29 protein-coding genes are annotated in these 26,096 nt (G+C 74.1%); 11 read left to right on the plus strand and 18 right to left on the minus strand.

The features are described 5' to 3' along the window. Positions 1-2 precede the first annotated feature (2 nt). The 4 genes from eccD to E4623_RS22765 form a co-directional block, all read right to left on the minus strand. Complete coding sequence (eccD, locus tag E4623_RS17840) at positions 3-1,394, minus strand: type VII secretion integral membrane protein EccD (protein ID WP_134767912.1); 1,392 nt, start codon at positions 1,392-1,394, stop codon at positions 3-5. Positions 1,395-1,546: 152 nt separating this feature from the next. After that, positions 1,547-1,840, minus strand: coding sequence for a WXG100 family type VII secretion target (locus tag E4623_RS17845; protein WP_134767913.1), 294 nt, complete (start codon positions 1,838-1,840; stop codon positions 1,547-1,549). 38 nt (positions 1,841-1,878) lie between these two features. Further along, a complete protein-coding gene (locus E4623_RS17850) occupies positions 1,879-2,202 on the minus strand; it encodes a WXG100 family type VII secretion target (RefSeq protein WP_134767914.1) in 324 nt (107 codons plus the stop codon). 128 nt (positions 2,203-2,330) lie between these two features. Beyond that, a complete protein-coding gene (locus tag E4623_RS22765) occupies positions 2,331-3,698 on the minus strand; it encodes a hypothetical protein (RefSeq protein WP_167736709.1) in 1,368 nt (455 codons plus the stop codon). Between the two features lie 403 nt (positions 3,699-4,101). Here E4623_RS22765 and eccCa point away from each other — a divergent pair, with 403 nt between their 5' ends. Continuing rightward, the gene (gene eccCa, locus E4623_RS17855; protein ID WP_134767915.1) at positions 4,102-8,082 is read left to right on the plus strand and encodes a type VII secretion protein EccCa; all 3,981 of its coding nucleotides are present in this window, start codon (positions 4,102-4,104) and stop codon (positions 8,080-8,082) included. 348 nt (positions 8,083-8,430) lie between these two features. Further along, positions 8,431-8,607, plus strand: a complete 177-nt coding sequence (locus E4623_RS22770; RefSeq protein WP_167736728.1) for a hypothetical protein — start codon at positions 8,431-8,433, stop codon at positions 8,605-8,607. A gap of 114 nt (positions 8,608-8,721) precedes the next feature. On the opposite strand, the gene E4623_RS17860 is transcribed toward E4623_RS22770, so the two are convergent. After that, the gene (locus E4623_RS17860) at positions 8,722-10,419 is read right to left on the minus strand and encodes a helicase HerA-like domain-containing protein (RefSeq protein WP_134767916.1); all 1,698 of its coding nucleotides are present in this window, start codon (positions 10,417-10,419) and stop codon (positions 8,722-8,724) included. Between the two features lie 45 nt (positions 10,420-10,464). On the opposite strand from E4623_RS17860, the gene E4623_RS17865 reads away from it, so the two are divergent. After that, positions 10,465-10,767 carry a type II toxin-antitoxin system VapB family antitoxin gene (locus E4623_RS17865; RefSeq protein ID WP_134767917.1) on the plus strand — a complete coding sequence of 101 codons (303 nt, stop codon included), beginning with the start codon at positions 10,465-10,467 and terminating at the stop codon, positions 10,765-10,767. Beyond that, entirely contained in the window at positions 10,764-11,300 is a 537-nt protein-coding gene (locus tag E4623_RS17870) for a LytR C-terminal domain-containing protein (RefSeq protein WP_167736730.1), read from the plus strand. Before E4623_RS17865 ends, E4623_RS17870 begins: the two co-directional genes overlap by 4 nt. 15 nt (positions 11,301-11,315) lie before the next feature. On the opposite strand, the gene E4623_RS17875 is transcribed toward E4623_RS17870, so the two are convergent. The 3 genes from E4623_RS17875 to E4623_RS22775 all read right to left on the minus strand — a co-directional run bounded on the left by E4623_RS17875 (position 11,316) and on the right by E4623_RS22775 (position 13,642). Next, positions 11,316-12,809 (minus strand): potassium/proton antiporter, encoded by a 1,494-nt coding sequence (locus E4623_RS17875; RefSeq protein ID WP_134767918.1) that lies wholly within the window; start codon positions 12,807-12,809, stop codon positions 11,316-11,318. 97 nt (positions 12,810-12,906) lie between these two features. Continuing rightward, complete coding sequence (locus tag E4623_RS17880) at positions 12,907-13,362, minus strand: NUDIX domain-containing protein (RefSeq protein WP_134767919.1); 456 nt, start codon at positions 13,360-13,362, stop codon at positions 12,907-12,909. A gap of 118 nt (positions 13,363-13,480) precedes the next feature. Then, a complete protein-coding gene (locus E4623_RS22775) occupies positions 13,481-13,642 on the minus strand; it encodes a hypothetical protein (protein WP_167736732.1) in 162 nt (53 codons plus the stop codon). 129 nt (positions 13,643-13,771) lie between these two features. Between E4623_RS22775 and E4623_RS17885 the strand changes: the two genes are divergently transcribed. The 4 genes from E4623_RS17885 (at position 13,772) to E4623_RS22780 (ending at position 17,865) form a co-directional block, all read left to right on the plus strand. Further along, a complete protein-coding gene (locus E4623_RS17885; RefSeq protein WP_245155158.1) occupies positions 13,772-14,968 on the plus strand; it encodes a pyridoxal phosphate-dependent aminotransferase in 1,197 nt (398 codons plus the stop codon). Between the two features lie 106 nt (positions 14,969-15,074). Then, positions 15,075-15,533, plus strand: a complete 459-nt coding sequence (locus E4623_RS17890) for a hypothetical protein (RefSeq protein ID WP_134767920.1) — start codon at positions 15,075-15,077, stop codon at positions 15,531-15,533. A 32-nt stretch (positions 15,534-15,565) separates the two neighbouring features. Further along, positions 15,566-16,501, plus strand: coding sequence for a hypothetical protein (locus E4623_RS17895; RefSeq protein ID WP_134767921.1), 936 nt, complete (start codon positions 15,566-15,568; stop codon positions 16,499-16,501). Continuing rightward, positions 16,498-17,865 carry a hypothetical protein gene (locus tag E4623_RS22780; RefSeq protein WP_167736733.1) on the plus strand — a complete coding sequence of 456 codons (1,368 nt, stop codon included), beginning with the start codon at positions 16,498-16,500 and terminating at the stop codon, positions 17,863-17,865. Before E4623_RS17895 ends, E4623_RS22780 begins: the two co-directional genes overlap by 4 nt. Positions 17,866-17,984: 119 nt before the next feature. On the opposite strand, the gene E4623_RS17905 is transcribed toward E4623_RS22780, so the two are convergent. Continuing rightward, positions 17,985-19,385 (minus strand): VWA domain-containing protein, encoded by a 1,401-nt coding sequence (locus E4623_RS17905; RefSeq protein WP_134767922.1) that lies wholly within the window; start codon positions 19,383-19,385, stop codon positions 17,985-17,987. Further along, the gene (locus tag E4623_RS17910) at positions 19,382-20,242 is read right to left on the minus strand and encodes a MoxR family ATPase (RefSeq protein ID WP_134767923.1); all 861 of its coding nucleotides are present in this window, start codon (positions 20,240-20,242) and stop codon (positions 19,382-19,384) included. Before E4623_RS17910 ends, E4623_RS17905 begins: the two co-directional genes overlap by 4 nt. Before the next feature lie 134 nt (positions 20,243-20,376). On the opposite strand from E4623_RS17910, the gene E4623_RS17915 reads away from it, so the two are divergent. After that, positions 20,377-21,750: an FAD-linked oxidase C-terminal domain-containing protein gene (locus E4623_RS17915; protein WP_134767924.1), complete on the plus strand. Its 1,374-nt coding sequence runs from the start codon at positions 20,377-20,379 to the stop codon at positions 21,748-21,750. Positions 21,751-21,825: 75 nt separating this feature from the next. Here the strand turns inward: E4623_RS17915 and E4623_RS17920 are convergent, their stop codons facing one another. From E4623_RS17920 to E4623_RS17955, 8 genes are read right to left on the minus strand one after another with little or no spacing between them, the layout of a single operon-like run. Next, positions 21,826-21,999, minus strand: a complete 174-nt coding sequence (locus E4623_RS17920) for a CsbD family protein (RefSeq protein WP_134767925.1) — start codon at positions 21,997-21,999, stop codon at positions 21,826-21,828. Positions 22,000-22,055: 56 nt separating this feature from the next. Further along, the gene (locus E4623_RS17925; protein ID WP_134767926.1) at positions 22,056-22,637 is read right to left on the minus strand and encodes a hypothetical protein; all 582 of its coding nucleotides are present in this window, start codon (positions 22,635-22,637) and stop codon (positions 22,056-22,058) included. Further along, entirely contained in the window at positions 22,634-23,170 is a 537-nt protein-coding gene (locus E4623_RS17930; RefSeq protein WP_134767927.1) for a DUF6286 domain-containing protein, read from the minus strand. The genes E4623_RS17925 and E4623_RS17930 overlap by 4 nt, the downstream gene beginning before the upstream one ends. Next, positions 23,167-23,571 (minus strand): Asp23/Gls24 family envelope stress response protein, encoded by a 405-nt coding sequence (locus E4623_RS17935; RefSeq protein WP_167736735.1) that lies wholly within the window; start codon positions 23,569-23,571, stop codon positions 23,167-23,169. Before E4623_RS17935 ends, E4623_RS17930 begins: the two co-directional genes overlap by 4 nt. Next, a complete protein-coding gene (locus E4623_RS17940) occupies positions 23,564-23,740 on the minus strand; it encodes a DUF2273 domain-containing protein (RefSeq protein ID WP_134767929.1) in 177 nt (58 codons plus the stop codon). Before E4623_RS17940 ends, E4623_RS17935 begins: the two co-directional genes overlap by 8 nt. A 13-nt stretch (positions 23,741-23,753) precedes the next feature. Next, positions 23,754-24,044 (minus strand): hypothetical protein, encoded by a 291-nt coding sequence (locus E4623_RS17945; RefSeq protein WP_134767930.1) that lies wholly within the window; start codon positions 24,042-24,044, stop codon positions 23,754-23,756. Then, positions 24,041-24,370 (minus strand): hypothetical protein, encoded by a 330-nt coding sequence (locus E4623_RS17950; RefSeq protein WP_134767931.1) that lies wholly within the window; start codon positions 24,368-24,370, stop codon positions 24,041-24,043. Before E4623_RS17950 ends, E4623_RS17945 begins: the two co-directional genes overlap by 4 nt. A 4-nt stretch (positions 24,371-24,374) precedes the next feature. Next, complete coding sequence (locus E4623_RS17955; RefSeq protein WP_134767932.1) at positions 24,375-24,836, minus strand: Asp23/Gls24 family envelope stress response protein; 462 nt, start codon at positions 24,834-24,836, stop codon at positions 24,375-24,377. A 187-nt stretch (positions 24,837-25,023) separates the two neighbouring features. Here E4623_RS17955 and E4623_RS17960 point away from each other — a divergent pair, with 187 nt between their 5' ends. Both E4623_RS17960 and E4623_RS17965 read left to right on the plus strand, forming a co-directional pair. Beyond that, the gene (locus E4623_RS17960; protein ID WP_245155159.1) at positions 25,024-25,587 is read left to right on the plus strand and encodes a sigma-70 family RNA polymerase sigma factor; all 564 of its coding nucleotides are present in this window, start codon (positions 25,024-25,026) and stop codon (positions 25,585-25,587) included. After that, a complete protein-coding gene (locus E4623_RS17965; protein ID WP_134767934.1) occupies positions 25,578-26,051 on the plus strand; it encodes a hypothetical protein in 474 nt (157 codons plus the stop codon). Before E4623_RS17960 ends, E4623_RS17965 begins: the two co-directional genes overlap by 10 nt. Positions 26,052-26,096 lie beyond the last annotated feature (45 nt).

Raw genomic sequence — 26,096 nt, forward strand, 5'->3', positions numbered from 1 at the left:
GGTCAGGGGAGGTCGATCGTGACGTTGATCGCGAGCACCAGCAGCGGCAGCAGCGCGAGCAGGGAGATCGTCTCGACGAGGTCGCCGAACCGGCCGCGGCGCACCGACGGTCCCGACGGCAGCAGGGTGAGCGCGAGCAGCAGCGCACCGGCCCCGGCGAGGACGACGGCGACGGTCGGGTGCCAGTCGGGCCAGCGCGCCAGCGTCGAGGCGGCCACCGTGACGAGGCCGGCGATGCCGGAGGTCAGGCCGACCAGCACCTCGGAGCCCGTGCGGTACTGGCGGGTCCGGAACATCACGACGAGACAGGCCATCGTGGCCAGCAGCGTGCCGAGGAGCCCCCGGTCGACGGCGAGGGGGGCGACGAGCACCAGCAGGATCCCGACGGTGGCCGAGATGGCCACGAGGATCTCGTGCGCCACCCGGGCGTCGGCGGCGACCCGGGCGGGGTCGATGTCGTCGGGGTCGGCGGTGATGTCGGCCGCCGAGTACAGCTGGTCGACCGTCGTGCCGGTCACCCCGAGCGCGAGCCACGGGAAGATGCTCCCGACGAGCACCACGAACGTGAGGATGCAGACCAGGAGCACGCCGGGCTCGATCGACGTCCCGTCGACGACGACGCCGCACACCGCGAGGACGGCGCCCACCACGACGGCGGGCGTCAGCAGGGTGCGGCCGGGGCCGAGGCCGATCAGGCAGACGACGCCGACGGCGGCGCAGGCCGTGCCCACCCAGATCCCGCCGACGCCGACGAGCTGCTCGGCGCGCTCGCTCCACGTGCCGCTCGACCCGATCAGGTCTGCCTCGTCGGCGGCGAACATCAGGGCGGCGACCGCGGCGTACCCGACCCCGATCCAGGCGACGGTGACCGAGGCCTCGGGCTCGCCCTGGGCGCGGGAGAGGACGATCGCCCCGGCGACCAGCGCACCGGCCACGATCGCCGTCGCGTACGCCGACAGCTCGGTGCCCTGGATGAACAGGGTCGTCGCGCCCAGCGCCATGAACATGGCGGCGGCGGCGAGGGCGGTACGACGCCCGGCGGCGGGCGCCCACGGCTTGAGCTCGTGCTCGACGACGTCGGTCATCGCCTCGACGACGTCGTCGTAGACCGGCGGGTCGGGCTCGTCGATGCCGGCGGTCACGCTGATGACCGAGCCGTCGTCGACGCCCTGCAGCGTCAACCCGGAGTCGCCCTCCAGCCGTCGGCCCTCGGAGGTGACGAGCCGGTAGCCGCCGTAGACCGTGGCGGAGTCGAGGAGCCCGACGCTGCGGGCCAGCTCGGGCACCAGCTCGGCGACCGGCACGGCGCCGGGCAGCACCAGGTCGACCCGCCGGGTCCCGGACGAGACGGTGACACGCACCAGCCCGGACGCGCTGACCGAGGCCTGACTCATCTGCTCTCCCTCACGATCCGGAGCACCGGGCCGGCGGCCGGGTGACGGGGTGCCATGGTGACACCGACGAAGGGGCCGACACCCGACGGTGTCGACCCCTCGTCGTCCCCGGCGCGGTGCTCAGTGCGAGACCGGGTGCCGGGGCGGACGATTCACTGGAACATCGCGGCGCCGCGCTTGTCGGCGTCCTTGTAGTCCTGGTTGCTCTGGAAGACGGTGCGCTGGCTGTCGTCGAGCAGGTTGCGCATCTGGAGGATGGCGTCGTCCCACGTGCGCTTGGCGTGGGCGTAGGCGACCTGGGCGTCACCACCCCACTGGCTGCGGAGCGGCTCCAGCTCGCTCTCGAGGCGGTTCAGGCGCTCGTCGATGTCCTGGACGGTCTTGTACATGTCGGCCGAGGCCTGGTCGAGAGCGCCGTGGTTGACGCGGATTCCATCGAGTCCCATGGTGTGTGTGCTCCTTCTCGTCAGTTCGTGGGGTGGGGTCAGTTGCCGAGACGGGCTTCGAGGAGCGTCACGTTGCCCCGCACGTCGTCGTCCTGGGTCAGGTTGATGTTCTCGGTGACGCCGAGGTGGTCGGCGAAGTCGTTGAGGGCCTTCACGATGATGCCCTGCTTCTCCGTCCACGACTGGTGCAGGACGAAGAACGCCGCTGCGCCCTGGCCGCCCCACTTGCCCTGCACGGCCGCGATCTGGTCGGTCAGGCGGTTGCTGATGGTGGTGAAGTCGGTCATCGCGTCGCGCACCATGCCTGCTCCGCGGCTGAGGGTTCCATCACCCTGTCCGTACTCGCCAGCTCCAAAAGACATGCTTCAGTCTCCTTTTCGATCCCGACGGCAGCGCCGCCCGAGAAGGGGTGGGTAGGTGTTGATCTCTGCCGCTCAGGACCTTCGAGCGGGACAGTGAGGCTGATACCCGGGCGAAAAACCCGTAAACATCAGCCTGTCAAATCCCACAGGAACGGGATCGTCCCCGCGGCGAGCACCACCGACGCGAGCGCGAAGGCCCCGCAGATCGACTCGGCGACCTCGGCCCGGCGGGCCCACCACGCCGAGCGCCAGCCGCGTCCGAGCGCGACGCCGACCAGGAGCATCAGCGCGCCCGCCGCGATCGAGCCGAACGTCACGAGCGTCGCCTGCGTCGGGCCCAGCGCCGGGACCAGGACGACGAGCAGCGCCAGCCAGCAGGTCAGCCCGGCCACCCGCAGGAGGGTGCGCGCGGCTGCGTGGCGGTAGCTGCGGGCGGCCAGGAGCAGGCCACCGCCGGCCAGGCCCACCTCGCAGCGCGCCCCGACGACGTCGATCCAGACGGAGGTGTCGCGCAGCAGCATCACCGCCGAGGTGGTGGCGACGAGACAGATCGCCACGCACGCCGCGGTGACGATCCGCGAGCCACGGGCGACGACCGCGACGACCGCCTGCCGGGGCACGACGGTGCGCCCGCGTCGTCCGACCGGGCGGTCGCGGGCCGACCAGGCGGTGACGGCGAGCCGTTCGAGGTCGAGCAGGTACTGGTCGGGGACGTCGACGGCGAGCACCGGCACGAAGCGGGCGGCGAGCATCGCCACGACGAGCAGGACGGCCCAGACGACCTGGTTCGGGACGCCGGTCAGCGCCGCGAGGCCGGTGACGACGAAGAGCGAGACCCCGGTGACCATCCAGATCCGCAGCCCCTCCTCCCCGGGCTGGTCGAGCGCGCGCGCGACCGCGGCGACCACGGCCGCGGCGAGCCCGGCCACGCCCAGGATCGTCGGCAACCGCTCGGGCGCGGGGTCCCAGGCGATGGCGAAGGCGGCGGCCCCGGCGAACGCCGGCACGGCGAGCACCCGGTGCACGGCGAGCGGGCCGATCGGGAGCGCGCCGAGGACCGCCGCGGCGAGGAGCACCACGACGGCGGGCTCACGCAGGTCGTCGGACTCGGGCAGCCACGCGGCCAGCCAGCCGCCGAGCAGGGCGACGACGACGGCGACGGTGCACCACAGGGCCGAGAGCGGACCGGCCTCGAGGCGCCGGACCGGGCCCCGGTCGTGCCGGCCGCGTCGACCCGCCGCGGGCGGCGGAGCGTCGGTGGTGGCCACGAGGACCGCGCCGGTGACGATGCCCATCTCGGACAGCACGCCGTCCGGCGGCAACGGGTGGCCCAGACGCGTGTAGAGCGCCGGCACGGAGGGGAGGTTGGCCTGACGTGAGTACTCCGTCGCGACGTCGACCCCCGATGCCTCCGCCGGCACGTGCAGGTCGAGGACCCCGACCGGGCCGTGCACGCTCAGCGAGAGGACGTCGGGCGCACTGCTCGTTCCCCTCACCGGGCCTCCCAGGTCGTCCTCGACGGGCGAGGCCCGGGCCCGCACGTCGTGCGGACGGGCTGCTGGCACACACGACGCTCGCTCACGGGCACAGTAGTACCCGTTTCCGGTGCTGCCTATCATCAGCAGTCCGCGGGGCGACGGACGGCAACGGATCCCGGGGAACGGACCGGACGACGATGGGGCGGACCGCGTGACCAGTACGCCGAACCAGGCACCCCGACCGCGGGGCGGACCCGCCACGAGCGGCCCGCCGGGTGCGCCACCGGCGCCCGGCCGGGCGCCGGCACCGGCCGCACCGCCCGCGCCACCGCCGGCGCCCGGACGGCGCGCGGCGCGCGGCGCGGCCGCGGTCGCGCCGGCGGCACCCACGCTCCGGGGGTCCCGCACCGAGCAGCCGGAGATGCCGAGCGGGCAGATCGTGCTCCAGGCGCCGCCGCAGCTGCAGCCCAACGAGGGCGCCGCCGGCGTCGCGATGAACGCCATCCCGATGCTCGGCAGCATGGGCTCGATCGTGCTCGTCGCCACCATGGGCGGCCGCGGGGCCGCGGGCGGCGGCGGCAAGAGCTTCCTGGCGGCCGGCATGTTCCTGCTGGCGACGATCGGCTTCATCATCGTCCAGATCGACCGGCAGCGGAAGCAGCGCGCCCAGCAGGTCACGGGGTCGCGCACCGAGTACCTCCGCTACCTCACCACCATCCGCACGATGGCCCGCGACGCCGCCAGCCAGCAGCGCCGGGCGCTGACGTGGCACCACCCCGACCCGAGCGCCCTGCCCTCCCTGGCCGAGGAACGCACCCGGGTGTGGGAGCACTCCTCCACCGACGCCCGGTTCCTGCAGGTGCGCTACGGCCTGTGCTCCCAGCCGCTCGCCCTCGAGCTGGTGCCGCCCGAGAGCGCGCCCATCGACGACGTCGACCCGGCGGCCGCGTCGGCGCTGCACCGGCTGCTCGTCGTCCACCGCACCCAGCCGGACCTGCCGGCGTCCATCGACCTGCGCGCCTTCGACCGGATCGAGATCTGCGGCGCCGAGGAGCACGCCCGCGCCCTGGCCCGCGCGATCATCTGCTCGGCGACGGCGTTCCAGTCGCCCGACAACCTCGCGGTCGCCGTCCTCTCCTCCGACGAGCACCTGGCGCACTGGGACTGGGTCAAGTGGCTCCCCCACGCCCTCAGCCAGGAGATGACCGACGCCGTCGGACCGATGCGGATGGTCACCACGTCGCTCAGCGACCTCGCGTCGCTGCTGCCGCCGGACCTCAGCGAGCGCCCCCGGTTCGGTGCCGACGAGCGCGCCTCGACCCCGCACATCCTCCTCGTCACCGACGGCGTCGAGCTGCCGCCCGGCAACCACGTCGTCCCGCCCGACGGGCTGCACGGCGTCACCGTGCTCGACCTGCCCACCCGGTGGAACGAGCTCGAGGACTCCACCCGGCTGCGGCTGCAGCTCATGGGCGAGCCCGACGCCGCCGGGTTCGTCCCCGTCGAGGCGCTCCGGCTGCGCGAGGAGCCGATCCGCGCCAAGGCCGACCAGTGCGACACCAGCACCGCGGAGGCCTTCGCGCGCCGGCTGACGCCGCTGCACAGCGTGACGGTCACCGGCCCCTCCGACGGCAACCCCGGGGAGATCACCGGTCCGAGCGACTTCATGGACCTGCTCGGTCTCGGCGACGTCCGCACCTTCGAGCCGTCGGCGGCCTGGCGGCTGCGGCCGGCGCGTGACCGGCTCCGGGTGCCGATCGGCCTCGGGGAGTCCGGCGCGCTGGTCCACCTCGACATCAAGGAGTCCGCCCAGCAGGGCATGGGGCCGCACGGCCTGGTCATCGGCGCGACGGGGTCGGGCAAGTCCGAGTTCCTGCGCACGCTGGTGCTCGGTCTCGCGATGACCCACTCCCCCGAGCAGCTCAACATGGTGCTCGTCGACTTCAAGGGCGGCGCGACCTTCGCGGGGATGGCGGAGATGCCGCACGTCTCCGCGGTCATCACCAACCTCGCCAACGAGCTGACCCTGGTCGACCGCATGCAGGACGCCCTGTCCGGCGAGATGGTGCGGCGCCAGGAGCTGCTCCGCGAGGCCGGCAACTTCGCCTCGATCCGCGACTACGAGAAGGCCCGCGCCGCCGGCGAGGACCTGGCCCCGCTGCCGTCGCTGTTCATCGTCGTCGACGAGTTCACCGAGATGCTGTCGGCCAAGCCCGAGTTCATCGACCTCTTCGTGGCGATCGGCCGCCTGGGCCGCTCGCTCGGGCTGCACCTGCTCCTGGCGTCGCAGCGCCTGGAGGAGGGCCGGCTCCGCGGCCTGGAGTCGCACCTCTCCTACCGGATCGGCCTGCGCACCTTCAGCGCCCAGGAGTCGCGGGCCGTGCTCGGCGTCCCGGACGCCTACGAGCTGCCCGCCGTCCCCGGTCTCGGCTACCTCAAGCCCGACCCGACGACGATGACCCGGTTCAAGGCGGCCTACGTGTCGGGTCCGCCGGCCAGCGGACGCCGTCCGCTGCCCCGCGACGAGGGCGGCCGTGTCCGCGGCATCCTGCCGTTCACGATCTCCGAGGTGCTCTCGCTCGAGACCAACGAGCCCGAGCCGGAGCCGGAGGTGGTCGCTCCGACGGAGTCGCAGGAGTCCCTGCTCGACGTCGCGGTCGACCACATGGAGGGCCACGGGATGGCAGCGCACCAGGTGTGGCTGCCGCCGCTCGACGACCCCGACACGCTCGACCGGCTGATGCCCGACCTGGTCGAGGACCCGCAGCTCGGCCTCATCTCGCCGCAGTGGCGTGCGCTCGGCGGGTTGACCGTGCCGCTCGGCACCGTCGACCGGCCGCGCGAGCAGCGTCGCGACACCCTCACGGTCAACCTCGCCGGCTCCGGCGGCCACGTCGCCGTCGTCGGCGGGCCTCGCAGCGGCAAGAGCACGGTGCTGCGCTCCATCGTGACGAGCATGTCGCTGACCACGACCCCGCTCGAGTCGCAGTTCTTCATCCTCGACTTCGGCGGCGGCACGTTCACGCCGCTGAGCTCGCTCCCGCACGTCGCGGGGGTCGGCACCCGGTCCGAGCCGGACGTCGTCCGCCGGATCGTGGCGGAGGTGCAGGGCGTCGTCGACCGGCGCGAGGCGTACTTCCGCGCCAACGGGATCGACTCCATCGAGACCTACCGCTCCCGGCGGGCCCAGGGTCGCGCCGACGACGGCTACGGCGACGTGTTCCTGGTCATCGACGGGTGGAGCACCCTGCGCTCCGACTTCGACGACCTCGAGCTGTCGATCCAGACGCTGGCCTCGCGCGGCCTGACGTTCGGGCTCCACCTGCTGGCCGGCGCGGCCCGCTGGGCCGACTTCCGGGCCGCGATGCGCGACGTCCTGGGCACCCGGCTCGAGCTCAAGCTCGGTGACGCGCTCGACTCCGAGATCGACCGCAAGGTGGCTCAGCTCGTGCCGGCCGGACGGCCCGGCCGCGGGCTGGTGCCGGGCAAGCTGCACTTCCTGGGGGCCCTGCCCCGCATCGACGGCGACCCGACCGCGGCCACCCTCGGCGACGGCGTCGACCACCTCATCGCCAAGGTCAGCGCCGCGTGGAAGGGTCCTGCCGGGCCCAAGCTGCGGCTGCTGCCGGAGAGGATCGAGCTCGACCGGGTCCTCGAGATGGCCGGCGTCACCACGAGCGGCGAGGGCGCGACCGAGCCGGCCGCGGGCCGGCTCTACCTCGGCATCAACGAGAAGGAGCTCGCGCCGGTCTCGGTCAACCCCGACACGGAGCCGCACCTGCTGCTGCTCGGCGACGGCGGCTCCGGCAAGAGCGCCTTCCTGCGCACCCACCTGCACGAGGTGATGCGCACCCGGACGCCGAAGGAGGCGCAGCTGGTCGTCGTCGACTACCGACGCTCGCTGCTGGGCGAGGTGCCCGAGGAGTACCTGCTCAACTACCTGACCTCCGCCACCCAGGCGCAGCCGGCGATCAAGGACCTCGCCGCCTACCTCGAGAGCCGGATCCCCGGTCCGGACGTCACGCCCGAGCAGCTGCGCAGCCGCTCGTGGTGGACCGGCGCGGAGGTGTTCGTGGTCGTCGACGACTACGACCTGGTCGCCACCCAGCAGACCTCGCCGGTCGCGCTGCTGCAGCCCCTGCTGGCCCAGGCCCGCGACGTCGGTCTGCACGTGCTGATCGCCCGCCGCTCGGGTGGTGCGTCGCGCGCGCTGTACGAGCCGGTGATCCAGTCGATCCGCGACCTCGCGATGCCGCAGCTCATGCTGTCGGGCAGCCCCGACGAGGGTCCCCTGCTCGGCAATCTGCGTCCCTCGCCGATGCCGCCCGGCCGCGGCCGCCTGATCACCCGCGAGCGCGGTGTCGAGGCCCTCCAGACCGCCTGGACCGACCCGAGCCTGTAGTTCGCCGGCAGCTCGTCGCGAGGAACGAGCGACGAGCGTGGGCCGGTGAAGGTCGAGCGAGCCTCGCGACCGAGGAACGAGGTCGCAACAGGCGCGTCGCGACCAGGTGAGCGACCTCGGCGACCCAGCCCCAGGACAGCGACCCACCGACCGGCCCACCGACCGGCCCACCGACGACCCACGACCCGAGGACGACCGGGCAGACGACCGGACGGCGACCAGCAGACGACCGGCACACGACCGACCGACGTCCACCGGACGATCCCCGTCGCGCACGTCACAACACAGGAGACATGCCTGTAACCCAGCGTCAACCTGCCGGAGAACTTCGCCCCGCACGCTTGGTCCATGACCACGACGAACACCTCCCAGGCCGCCGAGCTCGACCAGCGTCGCGCCGCCCGGGACGCCCTCAAGACCCGCCACTCGCAGAGCCTGACCCGGCTCATGGACACCCGGACCGACCTGCGCGGCGTCCACGCCCTCGCCGACTTCGTCGACGAGTCCGTGCGCTGGACCGCCTGACCGGCTCGGAGTCGGTCGTGTTCCTCACGCCGGTCCACGCACCGCTCTGAGGCACACGACCCCACCTCACCGGGGCGGAGCGGGCTCCGAGGCTCTCGCGGCTGGGCCCCGGGTCTAGCGCCGGCCGGTCTTGAACATGCCGCGGGCGATCTCCCGGGCGGCGGTGCGCACGAAGTCCTTGAAGGCGCCCGAGGTGACGACGTCGTGGACGATGCCGTCGTCCTTCCGGGCGGGCTTGCGCGTGCCGCCCGAGGACGTCGACCGGCCGGCGCCGGTGCGCTCCGACCTCGCCGCCTTCTCGGCCTCCTCGGCGCGGGCGGCGGCGGCGTCCTCCTCGGCCTTCTTGCGCGCACCCTCCTCGAGCCGGGCGGCCAGCTTCTCGCGGGCGCTCTCGCGGTCGACGGCGGCGGCGTACTTGGCGTGCCGGGGGCTGGCGGTGACCGTGGCCTGCATCGTCGCGGGGTCGCCGGGGCCCATCAGCGACTCGGGGGCGCGCAGGCGGGTCCAGGCGACGGGGGTCGGGGCGCCGCGCTCGTTCATCACGGTGACGACGGCCTCGCCGATGCCGAGGCCGGTGATCACCGCACCGAGGTCGTCGTAGAGGCCGCCGGGGTAGGTGTTGACGGTGGCCTTGAGCGCCTTGGCGTCGTTGGGGGTGTGGGCCCGCAGCTGGTGCTGGACGCGCGACCCGAGCTGGGCCAGCACGGCGTCCGGGACGTCGGTCGGGCTCTGCGTGACGAAGAAGACCCCCACGCCCTTGGACCGGATCAGCCGCACGGTCTGGGCGATCTGGTCGAGGAACGCCTTCGAGGCGTCGTTGAAGAGCAGGTGGGCCTCGTCGAAGAAGAAGACGAGCTTGGGCTTGTCGATGTCGCCGACCTCGGGGAGGTCGTGGAACAGGTCGGCCAGCAGCCACATCAGGAACGTCGAGAAGATCGCGGGCCGGTCCTGCAGGTTCGGCAGCTCGACCAGCGAGATCAGGCCCCGCCCGTCGGAGGTGACCTGCAGCAGGTCGGCCGACTCGAACTCGGGCTCGCCGAAGAACGCGTCGGCACCCTGGTCGGAGAACGCGATCAGCTCGCGCAGGATGACGCCGGCCGTCGCCGACGAGAGGCCGCCGAGCGCCTTCAGCTCCGGCTTGCCCTCGTCGCTGGTCAGGTGCGACACCACGGCGCGGAGGTCGGCGAGGTCGAGCAGCGGCAGGCCGGCCTTGTCGGCGTAGTGGAAGACCAGCCCGAGGCTCGACTCCTGGGTGTCGTTGAGGCCGAGCACCTTGCTGAGCAGCACCGGGCCGAACGCCGTCATGGTGACCCGCAGCGGGATGCCGGTGCCCTCGCCGCCGAGGGCGTAGAGCTCCACGGGGTAGCCGGTCGCCGTCCAGGTCTGGCCGACCGAGGCGGCCCGGGCGGTGATCTTCTCGCCTCCGGCGCCGGGGGTCGCGAGGCCGGACAGGTCGCCCTTGATGTCGGCGGCGAAGACCGGGACGCCGGCGGTGCTGAGCTGCTCGGCGAGCAGCTGGAGGGTCTTGGTCTTGCCGGTGCCGGTGGCGCCGGCGACCAGCCCGTGCCGGTTGAGCATGCTCAGCGGGATCCGGACCGGCACGGACGAGAGCGTCTCGGCGTCGGCCATCAGGGCGCCGAGCTCGAGCGCGGCGCCCTCGAAGGCGTAGCCGGCCGCGACGGCGGCCTCCAGCGGGGTCTGCGCGACGGGCGGCTCCACGGCTGGCTCGACCGGCGGCGACCCGGGCGGCACGGCGGGGGGCTCGACGGGGGCCGGCTGGTCCGCGGGGGCGCCCCCGGGCGTGGTGGTCATGCGGTGAAGACTAGGAGACCGCTGTGGGCGTTTACACTCGCCGACGTGATCTTCAAGCGCGTCGGGGACGGCCGGCCCTACCCCGCGCACGGGCTCACCTCCTCGGCCTGGGCGAACCTCCCCCCGCGGCAGGTGCGGCTCAACGAGCTCGTCACCACCAAGGACACCCTGCAGCTGGCCGCCCTCCTGGAGGAGGACGGCACGTTCTACGGCGACCTGTTCGCGCACGTCGTCCGCTGGCACGGCGAGCTCTACCTCGAGGACGGGCTACACCGCGCCCTGCGCGCCGCCCTGCACCAGCGCAACGTCCTGCACGCCCGCGTGCTCGAGATGGACGACGCCCGGTGACCGGCCTGAAGGACGTCAGCCCGAGCGTGCTCGGCCACGTCCGCACCATCGTCACGCTCGCCGTCCTCGCCCTGCTGCTCGCCCTCGGGGTCAGCCGGGGCCTGAACGCCGTCTCCGAGCCCTTCCCCGAGAGCGCGGACCCGCCGATCTGCGTCGACGAGGACCTCACCGCCGGCGACATCCTGCGCCCGGCGCAGCTCACCGTGAACGTGCTCAACGCCGGCGAGCGCACCGGGCTCGCCGGCGTCACCATCGAGGACCTCCAGGCGCAGGGCTTCGCGCGCGGCAGCATCTCCAACCTCACCGGCGAGGACGTCGCCTCGGTCGAGATCTGGAGCCCCCAGGGCCGCACCCCCGCCGTCCGGCTGGTCGCGGGCTACCTCACCGGCAAGGTCGACGTCGTCGAGCGGGGCAGCAGCTCGGACGGCATCACGGTCGTGGTCGGCGACAAGTTCCCCGGCGTCCGCGCCGGCAAGGAGCAGATCGTGCTGAAGACCGACGTCACCGTCTGCTCCCCCGCCGACCTCGGCTGACGGGTCGCTCCCGCCTCAGTCCTGGAGCCAGTGACCGAGCCGGCCCTTCGCGCTGACCTGGCGCAGCCGCTCCTCGGTCTTCTCCCGCAGCTTGCGCGGGGTGACCACGAGCAGGTCGTCGCCGTGCTTGAGCACCGTGCGCCGCTCGGGCACCAGCGTCTCGCCCGCACGGATCACCAGGGACACCGAGGCGCCCTTCGGCAGCCGCAGCTCGCCGACCTCGACGCCGTGCAGGTGCGAGAGCGGGGTGATGGTGATCTGGAGCAGGTCGGCCTGCACCCGCTCGAGCGGGGCGGCCTCGAGGTCGAGGTCGCGAGCCTCCGACTGGCGGTCGACGCCCAGCATCCGGGCGACGACCGGCAGCGTCGGGCCGGTCAGCAGCGTGTAGACGATGACGATCACGAAGACGATGTCGAACAGCTTCTCGGCGTCGTCGACCCCCTCGGCGAGCGGGATCGTGGTCAGCACGATCGGGACGGCGCCGCGCAGGCCGGCCCACGACAGGAACGTCACCTCACGCCAGGGCATGGGCTGGACCACGCTGCTCACGACCACCGAGATCGGTCGGGCCACGAAGGTGAGGATCAGCCCGGCCGCGACGGCCAGGACGACGACGTCGAGCCCGATCCGGGCCGGCGACAGCAGCAGCCCGAGCATCACGAACAGCCCGATCTGGGCGAGCCACGCGATGCCCTCCGCGAAGGACCGGGTCGTCCCGCGGTGCGGCAGGTCGGCGTTGCCGAGCACCAGCGCGGCGACGTAGATCGCGGCGAACCCGCTGGCGTGGACGGCGACCGCGGCGCCGTACGACAGGAAGGCCAGGCAGAGCACGGCCAGCGGGTACAGGCCGGAGGACGGCAGCGCGACCCGCCGCATCAACCAGGCGCCGCCGAAGCCGGCCCCCAGCCCGAACGCCACGCCGACGACGAGCTCGAAGGCGATGATCGCGAGCATCGCCGGGACGCCCTGGTCGGCGACCGCCCCGGTGGAGATGAGGGTGACGAGCACGACGGTGGGGGCGTCGTTGAGACCCGACTCCGCCTCCAGGGACCCGATCAGGCGCTTCGGCAGCGGTACCACGCGCAGCACCGAGAACACCGCCGCCGCGTCGGTCGGCGAGCAGACCGCTCCGAGCAGCACCGCCAGCTCCCAGGGGAGCCCGAGCAGGTAGTGGGAGCCGACCGCGACCACGGCGACCGAGACCGCGATCCCCACGGTCGCCAGGGACAGCCCGAGCCGCATCGCGGGCCGGGCCTCGCGCCAGCTCGTGGTGAGACCACCCTCGGCCAGGATGATCGCCAGCGCGCCGAAGCCGAGCGCGTGCGCCAGCTCGGCGTCCTCGAAGTCGATGCCGATGACCGACTCGCCGAGGACCACGCCCATCAGCAGGTAGATCAGCAGGCTCGGCAGGCCGGCCCGGCTGGAGAGCCGCACGGCCAGGATCGCCGCCAACGTGACGACCGACCCGATCAGGACGAACTGGTCGAACTGGTGCAGGTCGAAGGTCATGCGGGCTCGCCCGGCACGAGGGCGCACCGCTGGGGGGACGGTGCGCGTCGAGCGGCGGTCATGTCACCTCGGGCCGTCGGGGTGGCGGGCTCGGAGTCTAACGGTCGCCGCCGCCACGACCGGTGCGGGCGAGGTGGGCCGAGACGGCCACGTCGACGATCTCGGCGCGGCTCGGCTGGGCCGCCACGTCCGCGATCGGCATCCACTGCGCGAAGTCGGTGGAGCCGCCGACCTCGAGGGTGCCCAGGACGCCGCCCACGATCGTCGCGTCGAAGATCACCCGGACCGCCTTGAAGGGTCGTGGCTCGTCGTAGCGGAACCAGGAGTGGGTGGTCACCGGGGCGCCGACGACCACGTCGTAGCCGGCCTCCTCGCGGACCTCGCGGACCAGCGACTCCTCCAGGCCCTCCTCGAGGTCGACGCCGCCGCCCGGCAGGCTCCACCCGGGTGTGCGTCGGCCCTCGCCGTTCCACCAGGTCAGCAGGATCCGATCCTGGTCGTCGACGATCAGCGCGTACGTCGCGACCCGGGTGTCGTACTGGGTGTAGTGCACCCGGGGAGGCTACCGGCCGCCGACCTGCTCACGTCGTGACGACGGCCCGGCCCCCAGCGGGGGTCCGGGCCGTCGGCCGTGCGGGGTGGGTGCTGCCCGGTGGTCGTCGGGCGCCGGGTCAGGCGGCACGGCGCAGGTGGGCGGTGCTGGACGGGGTCGTGAAGTCGGGGTCGACGGCGTGGGACCGGGGCGGGCGCGCGGGCCCGTCGTGGAGGACGGAGCGGACGGCGCCCACGAGGGCGACGACCGCGATGGCGGCGAGGACGATGAAGAGGGTCATGTCAGTAATCATGCGCTCGGAGAGATGCTGCCACCAGTGGCAGGGATGCCGATGTACGTCGAATTGCTGCCACGGCACCGACGCCCCGTCCGAGGCCCCGTCCGACGCCTCGGCCCGTAGGCTCCGGCCGTGAGCCGACTCGCCCGGATGCAGGCCGCGCAGCGCGCGGACGTGCCGCCGTTCCACGTCATGGACCTGCTGGCGGCAGGTGCCGAGCGGCAGCGGGCGCACGGCGACCTCGTCGACCTGCTGGCCGGGCAGCCGAGCACCGGGGCGCCGCGGGCGGTCAACGACGAGGCGGTGCGGCTGCTGCGCTCCGGCGAGCCGCTCGGCTACACGCCGGCCACCGGGATCCGCGAGCTGCGGGAGGCGATCGCCGGGCACCACCGGCGCACCCGGGGCATCGACGTCGACCCCGACGAGGTCGTGGTGACCACGGGCAGCAGCGGCGGGTTCCTGCTGGCGTTCCTGGCGGCGTTCGAGGTGGGCGACCGCGTCGCGATCGCGCGACCGGGCTACCCCTGCTACCGCAACGTGCTGGCCGCGCTCGGCTGCGAGGTCGTGGAGGTCGCGACCGGTCCCGAGACCCGCTTCCAGCCGACGGTCGACCAGGTCGCGGAGCTCGCCGCGTCGCCGGGCGGGCTGAAGGGGCTCGTCGTCGCCAGCCCGGCGAACCCGACCGGCACGATGCTGCTGCCGAGCGAGCTGGCGGCGCTGGCGACGTACTGCGAGGAGAACGGCGTCCAGCTCATCAGCGACGAGATCTACCACGGCATCGAGTACCCCCTCGCCGGCGAGGAGCGGCTGGCCCGGAGCGCCTGGGAGACCAGCCGCGAGGCCGTGGTCTTCTGCTCGTTCTCCAAGTACTTCTCGATGACCGGGTGGCGGATCGGCTGGATGCTGGTGCCCGCGCGGCTGCGGCGCGCGGTCGACGTGCTCGCCGGCAACTTCACGATCTGTCCGCCGGTGCTGGCCCAACGCGCGTGCGTGGCGGCGTTCGGCGACGACGCGTACGCCGAGCTCGACGGCCACGTCGCCCGGTACGCCGGCAACCGGCGGCTCCTCCTCGACGGCCTCGCGCGCCTCGGCGTCACGGGGCTGGCGCCCGCCGACGGCGCGTTCTACGCCTACGCCGACGTCGGGCACCTGACGTCGGACTCGATGGCCTTCGCCCACGACGTCCTCGCGCGGACCGGGGTCGCGCTCGCGACCGGGGTCGACTTCGACACCGTCGACGGGGGCCGGTTCGTGCGGTTCTCCTTCGCCGGGCCGGAGTCCCGCATCGTCGAGGCCCTCGCCCGCCTCGCCCCCGTCCTCGCGCCCTGACTCCGGAGCCGGGCGGGGCGGTACGGTCGGAGGCGTCCGTCCCGGTTTCGTCCGGGGCGGTGCAGGGAAGGGGCCGGGCGACCGGGCCGCGACGGGAGGACCACCGATGTACGGCGACACCGACGTGATGCGCCGCCGCGCCGACCAGCTGCGCGAGCAGGCGACCGACATCCGCACGATGGCCGACCAGCTCGTCGCCCACACCGAGGTCGTCGGGTGGTCCGGACGGGCGGCCGACTCCATGCGGGTCCGGGTCACCGAGCGGGCGACCCACCTGCGGGCGGCCGCCGCCGACCACGACGCCGCCGCCGACGCCCTCGACAAGCACCTGCTGGAGGTCGACGCCGCGAAGGACGCGATCGCCGAGGTCGAACGACGAGCGACCGACCTGGTCGCCGAGGCACGCACGCGACTCGCCCGGATCGAGCAGGCGAACGCCGACGCGGACGGCGCACCGGGTCGGGCCAGGATCGAGCCCGACCACGACGACGTCGTCCTGGCCGCCTTCGACCCGCCGCCGAGCGGGCACCGCGACTGGCTCGCGGTCGAGCTGCCCGGCCTCTGAGAACCCGACCCGACCAGCCCGACAGGACTCCCGTGACCACGATCGACCTGAGCACGCCGGCCCCGCCGCCGTCCTCGCTGTTCGACGCACTGCCACGCCGGGTGGCCCTGACCCTGCCCGAGCTCCAGCTCGTCGCCGAGCGCGCCGGCGGGGCGCCGCTGCCGTTCGACGTGCACGCACCCGACGGGGCCGACGGCTCGCCGTCGCTCGAGAACCGTCTCGGCGCGAGTCGCGGCAGCGCCCAGGACCAGGCCTACCTCGCCGCGGTCGCGGCGCTGCACGACCCCGAGACCTCGCTGGTCCGCCGCGGCCTGCTCGTCGACGGCGTGGTCGACGACGGGCTCGCCGGCGCGGTCGGCCTGCTGGCGACCCCCACCTACGCCCTCGACATCGACGTGTCGGTCGAGGCCGTGCAGGTCAAGGCCTGGCACCGCGCCAACGACGACGCGGTCGCGACGCTCGCGACCAGCGACGGCATCGTCTTCGAGCTCGCGTGGTTCCCGACGGCGGCGTGGCCCGACGAGCTGGGCCGGGTCGGCGTCGTCCCCGAGGACCTCGCGATGCGCGAGTCGTCGGTGCCGTCGTACCTCGACCTGCCCTACGAGCTGGCCGACGCCGCCGTCGAGGCCGGGGCGAGCGGTCGCAGCGACGTGCTGCAGGTGCTCACCGCCCAGCACGCCGACCAGGTCGTCGACGCCGACGGCCGGCCGTTCCCCGCGGCCGAGGTGCCCGGGCTCCTGCAGGCGCTCGGCGCCGAGGCGCAGGGCCGGCTGCGGGTGCTGGTCGCCGACGTCTCCAGCGAGCCGACCTCCGTCGTCGGCGTCCGGTCGTGGGTCCTGCTGGCCGACGGCTGGCGCACCCTGCACCCGCACCAGTCCGACGGGCGGACCCGGGTGGAGATCCGCGCGGTCCAGCCGACCGAGCTCGCCGTCGACCTCGCCCCCGTGCTCGCGGACGTGGCGTCGTGACCGGGCGCCCCGACGACGACCCCACCAGCCAGGCCTCGGTGGTCGCGGCCGCCGCCGCCGAGCAGCGCCAGGTGCCGGCCACCGACTCCGAGGCCGCCGACCTCGCGGACCGCTACGACCGGATGATGCGGCTGGCCTCCCTCTTCGACGCCTCCGGCGAGGAGATGCGCCAGCGCGCCCAGCTCGGCGCCGACGTCGTCGCCGACCCGGCCTTCGCCGAGTCGGCCCCGCTCTCCCCGGCGACCCACGCGCAGGTCGAGGACGACGTCCGGGCGGCCACCACGGGCAAGCACGGCCTGCTGTCGCGCTCGATCGAGCTCGACGCGGACGCGCTCGTCCTGCGCGCGACCGTGCTCACCTACCGGTGGATCGACGAGCTGCAGATCGCGGCGTACAAGACGCTCGGGTCGATCGCGGGCCGGGCGATCGGCTACCTCGCGCCCGAGGTGGCGCTCGGCGGCGCGATCGTGTCCGCCGGCCTGATCGAGACCGACGCGCTCGACCGCGACGGCGTCGCGGCCTACCTCAACGAGCTCGCCGACTCCAACCCCGAGCTGATGGAGCACGTCACCAGCGGCGGGGGTGGCCTGCTCGACGGCCTGCGGATGCGCGCGCTGCTGACCGCCGGGATCCTCTCCGGCGACCACGGCCGGCTGGCCGGCCGGGGTGGGCTCCGCGCGATCGACGTCGAGCCGTTCCCGTGCACCTTCGCCGCCTCGCTGCGCGACGTCGCCGGCGGCCTGGTCGACGCCGCGACCGAGCTTCCCGACGCCGCCACCGCACCGGCACCCGGCGGCGCCCCCCGCAACCTCACCGAGCTGCTCACCGCGCTGCACGAGACCCGCACCACCGTCGTCGTCCGCTCCGTCGCGCCGAGCCGCTACATCGCCTACCTCCACGGCCCCGACGGCGGCACCGGCGGACGGTTGCGCCTCGTGGGCGGCGACCACTCGTCGTACGCCGGGCACGTGATCCGCAGCATCGAGCAGGCGATCGGCTCCGACGCCGACGCCCGGGTGATGCTCGTGGGCTCGGCCCAGGGCGGCGTGACCGCGGCCGAGGTCGCGGCCGCGCCGGCGTCGCCGCGGTTCGTGATCGACCAGGTCGTCACCACCGGCGCGCCCTCGGCCCACGTGCCGCGGATCCCCGAGTCGACCCGGATGCTGTCGCTCGAGGACCGCTCCGACCCGGTCGCGCTGCTCGGCTCGCTGATGAACTCCGGCGCCTCCAACCGCGTCACCGTCGTCTACGACGGCGGTGCCGACGGCTACGTCGACGGCGGCCGCGCGGCCGACGCCGCGAACCACCCTGCCCTCGTGGAGGAGATCGCCCGGATCACCGCGATGGGCTACCTCGCCGGGTAGCCCGCCCCGAGGTCGGCGAGCGCGCTCGACCCCCAGAGGTTGAGCGAGCGAGCGCCAGCGAGACCCCCGGCCCAACCCCCCCGCTGCTCAGCCCGTCGACCGGAGGTGCCGTCGCGCGCTCAGGCGGTCAGGTCGTGCACGAACTCCGCGAGCTGGGTCAGGTTGCGGCACTCGACCATCGGCACGATGTCGCCGTACGCCGCGGCGGCGGAGTCGCCGGTGCCCCAGTGCCGGCGGTGCTCCGGGTTGAGCCACCAGGCGTGCCGGGCGGTGCCGGCGAGCTCCTCGAGGACCGCCTCGTTGAGGTCGCTGTAGTTGGAGCGGGCGTCGCCCAGGACGAGCAACGACGTCTTCGGGCCGACCGCGTCGGGGTGCTCCTCGGCGAACCGACCGAGCGCGCGGCCGTAGTTGGTGCGCCCCCACAGCGCGGCCTGCGTGGTGGAGGCGGCCAGGTCGCTCATCACGTCGACGATGTCGGCGCCCGGCGTGAAGTACGGCGTCACCTCGTGCACCTGGTCGATGAACGTGAACGCGCGCACCTTCTGGAACTGGTCGCGCAGGGCGAAGACGAGCAGCAGGGTGAACTGGGCGAAGTTGGCCACCGAGCCACTGACGTCGCAGAGCACGACCAGCTCGGTGCGGTGCGGTCGCTTCGGGCGGTGGTGGGTGACGAGGGGGACGCCGCCGGTCGACATCGAGGCGCGCACGGTGCGCCGGAAGTCGAGCGGTCCGCGACGGCGGGCGTGCTGCTCCTTGGTCAGGCGGGTCGCGAGCCGCCGGGCGAGCGGGTAGATCTCGCGGCGCATCTCCTCCAGGTCGGAGCGCCGCGCGGCCATGAAGTCGAGCCGCTCGATGCTGGGGCGCAGGGCGACGTTCGCGACGTGGTCGGCGCCCTTCTCCTCCGCGATCCGGCGGCGGGCGTCGGCCTCGACCTGGGCGGTGAACGCACCGACGCGGCGACCCGCGCCGCGCTGGGCCTCCTCCTCGGTCAGCCCCTCGGCGAGGAGCCCCGCGACGACCTGCGCGACCAGGTCCGACGGCGCCACCCGCTGCAGCGCCGTGTACGCCGACCACGACGACAGCCCCGGACCGCGCCCGGGCATGGCACCGAACCGGCCGACCATCTCGGCGGCCAGCTGTTGCAGCCGCTGCCGGTCGTCGGCGGCCAGCGCCTCGGCGAGCTGCTCGCGGAAGGCGGCCAGCGCGGCGGCGTTGTCGCGCACCGGCGAGGCCTCGTCGTCGGCGGTGTCACCGGCCTCCGGGTCGAGCGAGGCCACGCCGCCGCCGACCATCCGCGGGAAGTACAGGTCGAAGAGCGCCTCGAACGTCGGCCGCTGGGCCTGCCGCTTGACCAGCGACGCGGCGTACCCCTCGCGGACGACGTCGCGGTCGGTCCAGTCGAGCGCGCCGAGCACGGCGACGGCGTCGAGGTCCTCGGCCAGGGAGACCGACAGCCCGGCGCCGCGCAGCGCCTCCACGAAGGCGATGTGCCGGTCGACCAGTCCGCTGCGCGTGCTCATCGGGCGAGCTTCAGCTCCTTGACCGCGCGGTCGTGGTCGCTGCGGTGCTTGAGGATGACGCCGAGCGTGTCGGCGATCGCCTTCGCGTCGAGGTCGCCGATCTCGAGGGCCACCAGGGTGCGGGCCCAGTCGACCGACTCCGCGATGGAGGGCGCCTTCTTCAGCTCCAGCTCGCGCAGCCGGGCGACGGTGGCGACCAGCTGCGCGGTGACGCGGTCGTCGAGCCCGGGGACCTGCGAGGCGACGATCTCCCGCTCCCGCTCGGCGTCCGGGTAGTCGAGGTGCAGGTAGAGGCAGCGACGCTTGACCGCCTCGGACAGCTCGCGGCTGGCGTTCGAGGTCAGCACGACGAAGGGGCGTCGGGTGGCCGTGACCGTGCCGAGCTCGGGGATGGTGACCTGGAAGTCGGAGAGCACCTCGAGCAGCAGCCCCTCGACCTCGACGTCGGTCTTGTCCACCTCGTCGATCAGCAGCACCGTGGGCGTCTCCCGCTGGATCGCGGTCAGCAGCGGCCGGGTCAGCAGGAACTCCTCGGTGAAGATGTCGTCGTGGGTGGCGTCCCACTCCTTGCCCTCGGAGGCCTGGATGCGCAGCAGCTGCTTCTTGTAGTTCCACTCGTAGAGGGCGCGCGCCTCGTCGAGGCCCTCGTAGCACTGCAGCCGCACCAGCTCGGCGCCCGTCGCGCGGGCCACCGCCTTGGCGAGCTCGGTCTTGCCCACCCCGGCCGGGCCCTCGACGAGCAGCGGCTTCTCGAGCGCGCCGGCGAGGTACGACGTCGTGGACGTCGCCCCGTCGGCCAGGTAGCCGGCCTCGTGCAGCCGGGCGGAGGCGTCGGTGGGTGAGGCGAACCAGCTCATCGCGCCATCCTCGCACCGGGCCACACCGCGTCCGAACCGCGTCCGCACGGCGTCCGCACGGCGTCCGGGCGGCGTCCGGGCGCCGCCCGGTCCCTTGTCGGGACGCCCGGGTTGTAGGAACGTCAGTCCTCACCATGGAGACGACGCCGCCCGACCTCGCCGCCCTCCGGGACGCCCTGCCCGCCGGCGCCCTCGTCGAGGACCCCGACCGGATGGCCGGCTACCGGTGGGACCGCGCCCACGACCCCGGGGCCGGGGTGCCGCTGGCCGTCGTCCGCGCCACGTGCACCGCCGACGTCCAGGCCGCCGTGCGGTACGCCGCGGCGCACGGCGTCCCGGTCGTCCCGCGCGGCGCGGGGTCCGGCCTGTCGGGCGGCGCGTCGGCGGTCGACGGCTGCCTGGTGGTCGCGACCGAGCGGATGCGCGCGATCGAGGTCGACCCGGTCACCCGGACCGCGGTCGTCGAGCCCGGGCTGCTGAACGCCGAGGTCAAGGCGGCGGCCGCCGAGCACGGCCTGTGGTACCCGCCCGACCCGTCGTCCTACGAGATCTGCTCGATCGGCGGCAACGTCGCCACCAACGCCGGCGGGCTCTGCTGCGTGAAGTACGGCGTGACGACCGACTACGTGCTCGGCCTGACCGTCGTCCTGGCCGACGGCACCGCGGTCGAGCTCGGCGGCCCGCGGCTCAAGGACGTCGCCGGCCTCTCGCTCACCAAGCTCTTCGTCGGCAGCGAGGGCGTGCTCGGCATCATCACCCGCGTCGTGCTGCGCCTGGTGCCGGCGCAGCGGCCGCCCTCGACGCTGGTGGCGACGTTCCCGACGCTGGACGGCGCCACCGACGCCGTCCTCGCCATCACCCGCCGGATGCGGCCCTCGATGCTCGAGCTGATGGACCGGGTGACGATCAACGCCGTGGAGGACGAGACCCGGATGGGCCTGGACCGCACGGCCGAGGCGATGCTCGTCATCCAGACCGACGAACCGGCCGAGCACGCCGCGCTCGAGGTCGCCGAGATCACCGCCGACTGCGAGGCCCACGGTGCCGTCGAGGTCTTCGCCACCGACGACGTGGCGGTCGGCGAGGCCTTCGTCGTCGCCCGGCGGATGGCGATCCCGGCGATGGAGAGGAAGGGCTCCCTGCTGCTGGAGGACGTCGGCGTCCCGCTGCCGGAGCTGGGTGCCCTGGTGCGCGGGATCGCGGAGATCAGCCGGGACCGCGCGGTGACGATCGCGGTCATCGCGCACGCCGGCGACGGCAACACCCACCCGTTGATCGTCTTCGACGCGGCCGACCCCGACGAGTCCGCCCGCGCCCAGGCGGCCTACGGGGAGGTGATGCGGCTGGCGATCCGGCTCGGGGGCACCATCACCGGCGAGCACGGTGTTGGCCGCCTCAAGCGCCCGTGGCTCGCCGACTACCTCGGACCGGACGCGCTCGAGCTCAACCGCCGCGTCAAGGCGGCCCTCGACCCGCAGGGCATCCTCAACCCGGGCGCCCTGCTCTGAGCTGACCAGGGCGCCGAGGCGCCGCCGACCGACGGGCCCGAGAGCCCGTCGGTCGGCCCTACTCGGGGCGAGGGATCAGCCCTTGAAGACGTCCTTGACGTCCTCGACCTTGTTCTTGGCCGTGGCCTCGCCCTGGTCGGCCTTGCCCTCGGCCTTCAGCTGGTCGTCGCCCTTCGCGTCGCCGACGGCCTCCTTGGCCTTGCCGAGCGCGTCCTGGGCGGCGTTCTTGGCCTTGTCCGCGATTCCCATGGTGTTCTCCTTCGTCCTTGGTGGATGGGTGGTGCGAGCAACCGGGGATCGGCCGCTCAGCGGACGCGCACGCGAGTGCTGCGTCCGGTCCGGGGGCGTCGTGGCGCGTCGAGGACGACGCGGCACGCCACGTCGTCGTCGGGGAACGCCGCGGCGACGTCGGCGGCACAGACCTCGGCCGCCTCGGTGAGGGTGGCCGCGTCGGCTGCCGGGTCCACGTGTCCGCGCAGCTCCAGGACCGTGCGGGAGCGCACGGTGCGGCTGGTGCCGCGGACACCGGTGACCGGGGCCAGCGTGGCGAGACGCTGCGCCGCGGCCGCCGCCGTCGACGCCAGGTCGGCCTCGACGCGGCCGGTCGCGTCGCTGGTCCGCAACCGCAGGGTGGACGGTCCGCTGCGGCGCAGGTGCGCCAGCAGCCAGGTCAGCCCGGCGAGACCGACCACGACGCCGAGGGCGGCGAGGGCCCACGGCCACCACGCGGCGTCCAGGACGTCGTCGAGGGGGCCGGTGTCGACCCGGTCGCCCAGGTGCAGGACCCAGCCGTGCTGCCAGTCGGCGAGGAGCAGGCCGAGGGCCACCAGGGCCAGCCCGACCACGAGCACGGCGAGCCGGTCGAGCAGGAGCAGGCGGCGGGTCATCGTGGGACCTCCTTGAGCCGGATCCCGACCGCGGCGGTGGTGAGTGCGCCCGGGCCGCTGTCGAGAGCGGTGCGCACGGTGTCGGCCACGCCGGCCTCGCCCTCGCGGGCCACGACCTCGACGGTGACGCGGCGACGTCCGACCCGGGTGGTCTCGGCCGAGATCACGCCGGGCGCCCGGTCGGCGACGGTCTGCGCGAGCGCCGCGACGGCGCCGGGCGAGAGCCACAGGTCGGCGGAGCAGGAGCCGCGCAGGTGGGTCCGTCGACCCGGGAGGAGCGCGGCCACGACCAGCACCAGCCCGACCACGGCGGTGGCGAGTCCGGCGACCGTGAGCGCGGTGCTCGCGGTCAGGCCGTCGACGGAGTCGACCAGGTCGCGCGACCACGAGGTGCCGCCGGCCCAGCCGCGGTCGACCGCGAGGTCGCGGACGGCCACGACGGCGAGCGCCACGACGACGGCGGCCAGCACGGGGGCGACGAGGGCCGCGGCGGGACGGGCGCGGGGCGGGGTGCGGTCGGTCGGGGCAGTCACTCGACCCGCCTCCTCTCCTGGTCGACCTCGGCGGGGCCGAGGGTGTGGACGGTGACGTCGACGGTGTGCAGGTGCACACCGGTGATGCGGGCCGCCTCGGCCCGCACGGTGTCGCGGACCCGGGCGGCGATCCCGGCCACGTGACAGGGCCACACGCAGGCGACGTCGACGGCGACGCGGGCGCTGCGGCCCTGCATCGTGATGTCGGCGCGCGGGCTGTTCGAGCCCCGGAGGCGGCCCAGCGCGGTCCGGTGGGCGACGGTCCCGGGGGTGCTCAGCACGGTCTGCTCGACGACGTGCTGGATCGCCCGGACGCGCACCTCGAGGGTGCCGCGCTCGTCGGGGCGGACCTCGTCGGGGGTGGCTGAGCCGACCGTCCCCTCGACGGCCGGCTCAGCCACGACGTCCTCGCACGAGCGCTGCGAGGTCGAGCTCCCCGTCGACGTGACCGCCGACGAGGTAGCCGACACCCCCGAGGACGACAGCCAGGAGGAACCCGGTGAAGCCACCGGCGACGATGGCGATCGTCAGCAGCAGCCCGGCGATGAGGCCGATCGTGGAGGTGGTCATGTGGTGGTCTCCTTCAGAGGTGGCCGTAGCGGCGTGAGCCTGGGAACGACCGGGGTAGGCGCCGCCGGGCGGTGGCGACGAGGGTGGTGGCGGACCCGCGGACCCGCCGGACGGTGCGGACGGCCCGGGAGACCGCGACGGTGGTGGTGTGCGGGGCGACCGCGGCCGGCCCGTCGTCCCCTGCGGAGCCCCCCAGGCCCCGCATGGCACGCACGAACTCGGCCGGGTCGCCCCCGAGGTCCGGGTGGTGCTGCTTGGCCAGCGCCCGCCTGCGCGCCCGGACCTCGCGCTGCGGCTCACTCACGGCGTCGGCCCCGGGAGCACCGTGGGTGGCGCGACGTCCTCGACGGTCACGTCGACCGGGCCGCCCACCAGGCCGCGCACGGACCGACGGACCAGCTCGGCGGTGTCGGCGACCGGCGCGGCCCACGCGAGGACGACGTGGACGTCCCATCCCGGGCCGCGCACCCGGACGCCGTTGACCCGCCGTCCGGGGAGGTAGGTCGCCACCTCGCCGTGCACGCCGGCGTGCAGCCCGTGGACCCCGGGCACGGCCAGGACGGCCGCGGCGACCCGGTCCGCCGGGTCGGGCTCCGCGACGTCCGCGACGTCGCCGGCCTGACTGCTCACCGGGTCACTCGACACGCGGGGCGTCGGCCTCGCCGTTGTCGGTGCCGTCGTCGAGGAAGACGTCGTGCACGGTGATGTTGACCTCGGTGACCTCGAGGCCGGTCATCCGCTCGACGGAGCCGATCACGTTGCGGCGGATGGCGACGGCGAGGTCGGCGATGGAGACGCCGTACTCGGCGACGATGTCCAGGTCGACCGCGGCCTGACGCTCCCCGACCTCGACGCCGACGCCCTGGCTGAGGTTGGTGCGCGAGCCCGGGATGCGGTCCCGGATCGCGCCGACGGCGCGCGCGGTCCCGCCGCCGAGGTCGTGGACCCCGCTGATCTCGCGGGTCGCGATGCCGGCGATCTTCGAGACCACCGTGTCGGCGATCGCGGTGCGGCCCTGGTCGGAGACGAGGACGCCGGAGCTCTCGGGCCGGGTCGCGACCTCGGTCCGGGTGCTGGTGGCCTGCTTCTCGCTCATGCTCTGTCCTCTCGTTGCGTTCATGTCGGTGGTTGGTCGTGCCGACCGCGCTGGTCGTCACGCGGCCCGTGGCGTGTCCTGCGTCACAGCGCGTCCGTCGTGGACCGCCGGGACCGGCACCACTCGTTCGGCGCGGGACGCCTGTCGGGGTGGTTCCGAGGCCGGTGAGGCGCGTCACGATGTGCGCGTGACCTCGACGGCGGCGGACGGGCCCTCCGACGCCGCCCTGGTGCGAGCGGCGCGGGTGGGCGACGAGGAGGCCTTCCAGCTCCTCGTCGACCGCCATGGTCCCGGCATGTACCGCTACGCGCGCCGCCTGGTGGGCGGCAGCGACGCGGACGCCGCGGAGGTCACCCAGGAGGCGTTCATCTCGGCCTGGAGGAGCCTGGAGACCTTCGCGGGACGGTCCAGCCTCAGGACCTGGCTGTTCCGGCTCGTCCACCGGCGGGCCGTCGACCTGCAGCGGCACCGTCGCCCGACCCCGATCGACGACGACCTGCTGTCGCGGATGGTGCGGCCCGCGCAGGACAACCCGCTGCAGCACGTCCTGGACGCCGAGCTCCTGACGGCGTTGCAGGCGGCCCTGGACGAACTACCGTGGCACCAACGCGCCGCCTGGCTGCTCCGCGAGGTCGAGGGCCTGAGCTACGACGAGATCGCCGAGGCCCTCGCACTGCCGGTCGGCAGCGTCCGCGGGCACCTGCACCGCGGCCGGCGGACACTAGCGGAGAGGATGGCTCGATGGCGCTAGACCCACTCGACCGCGCGACCCACGCCGCGCGCGACGAACCGATCGACCGGTGGCCCGAGGTGTCGGCGTCGATCATGTCGGGCGTGCGCTCCCTGGGGACGCCGGCCACCCCGATCCTGGTCCACACCGACAGCCACGCGACGCCGGACCCCGGGAGCACCGACGGATCGAGGACGTTCGTGTCGTCGCGCGTCGTCGTCGCCGCCCTGCGCCGGCTCTTGCAGCGCGACGCCACCCACGCACCCGCCGGCATCGAGCTGCGCACCGACGGCGACCGGCTGGCCGCGGTCGAGCTGCGCCTGGTCGGCGCGTACGGCGTCGACCTCGTGGCGCTGGCCTCGGCGGTCCGTGACGACGTCCTGGTCGAGGTCACCGCACTCGTCGGCGCCGACCCCGGGTTCACCACGGCCGACGTGGCCATCGAGTTCGTCGACGTCGTCGAGGGCGACCCCAACCTGGTCTGAGCCTCGGCGCCGCCGTTCGTCGTCCCGAGCGCCGGCCGATGGACT

The sequence above is a fragment of the Nocardioides sp. 1609 genome (assembly GCF_004522105.1).
Classification (GTDB): domain Bacteria; phylum Actinomycetota; class Actinomycetes; order Propionibacteriales; family Nocardioidaceae; genus Nocardioides.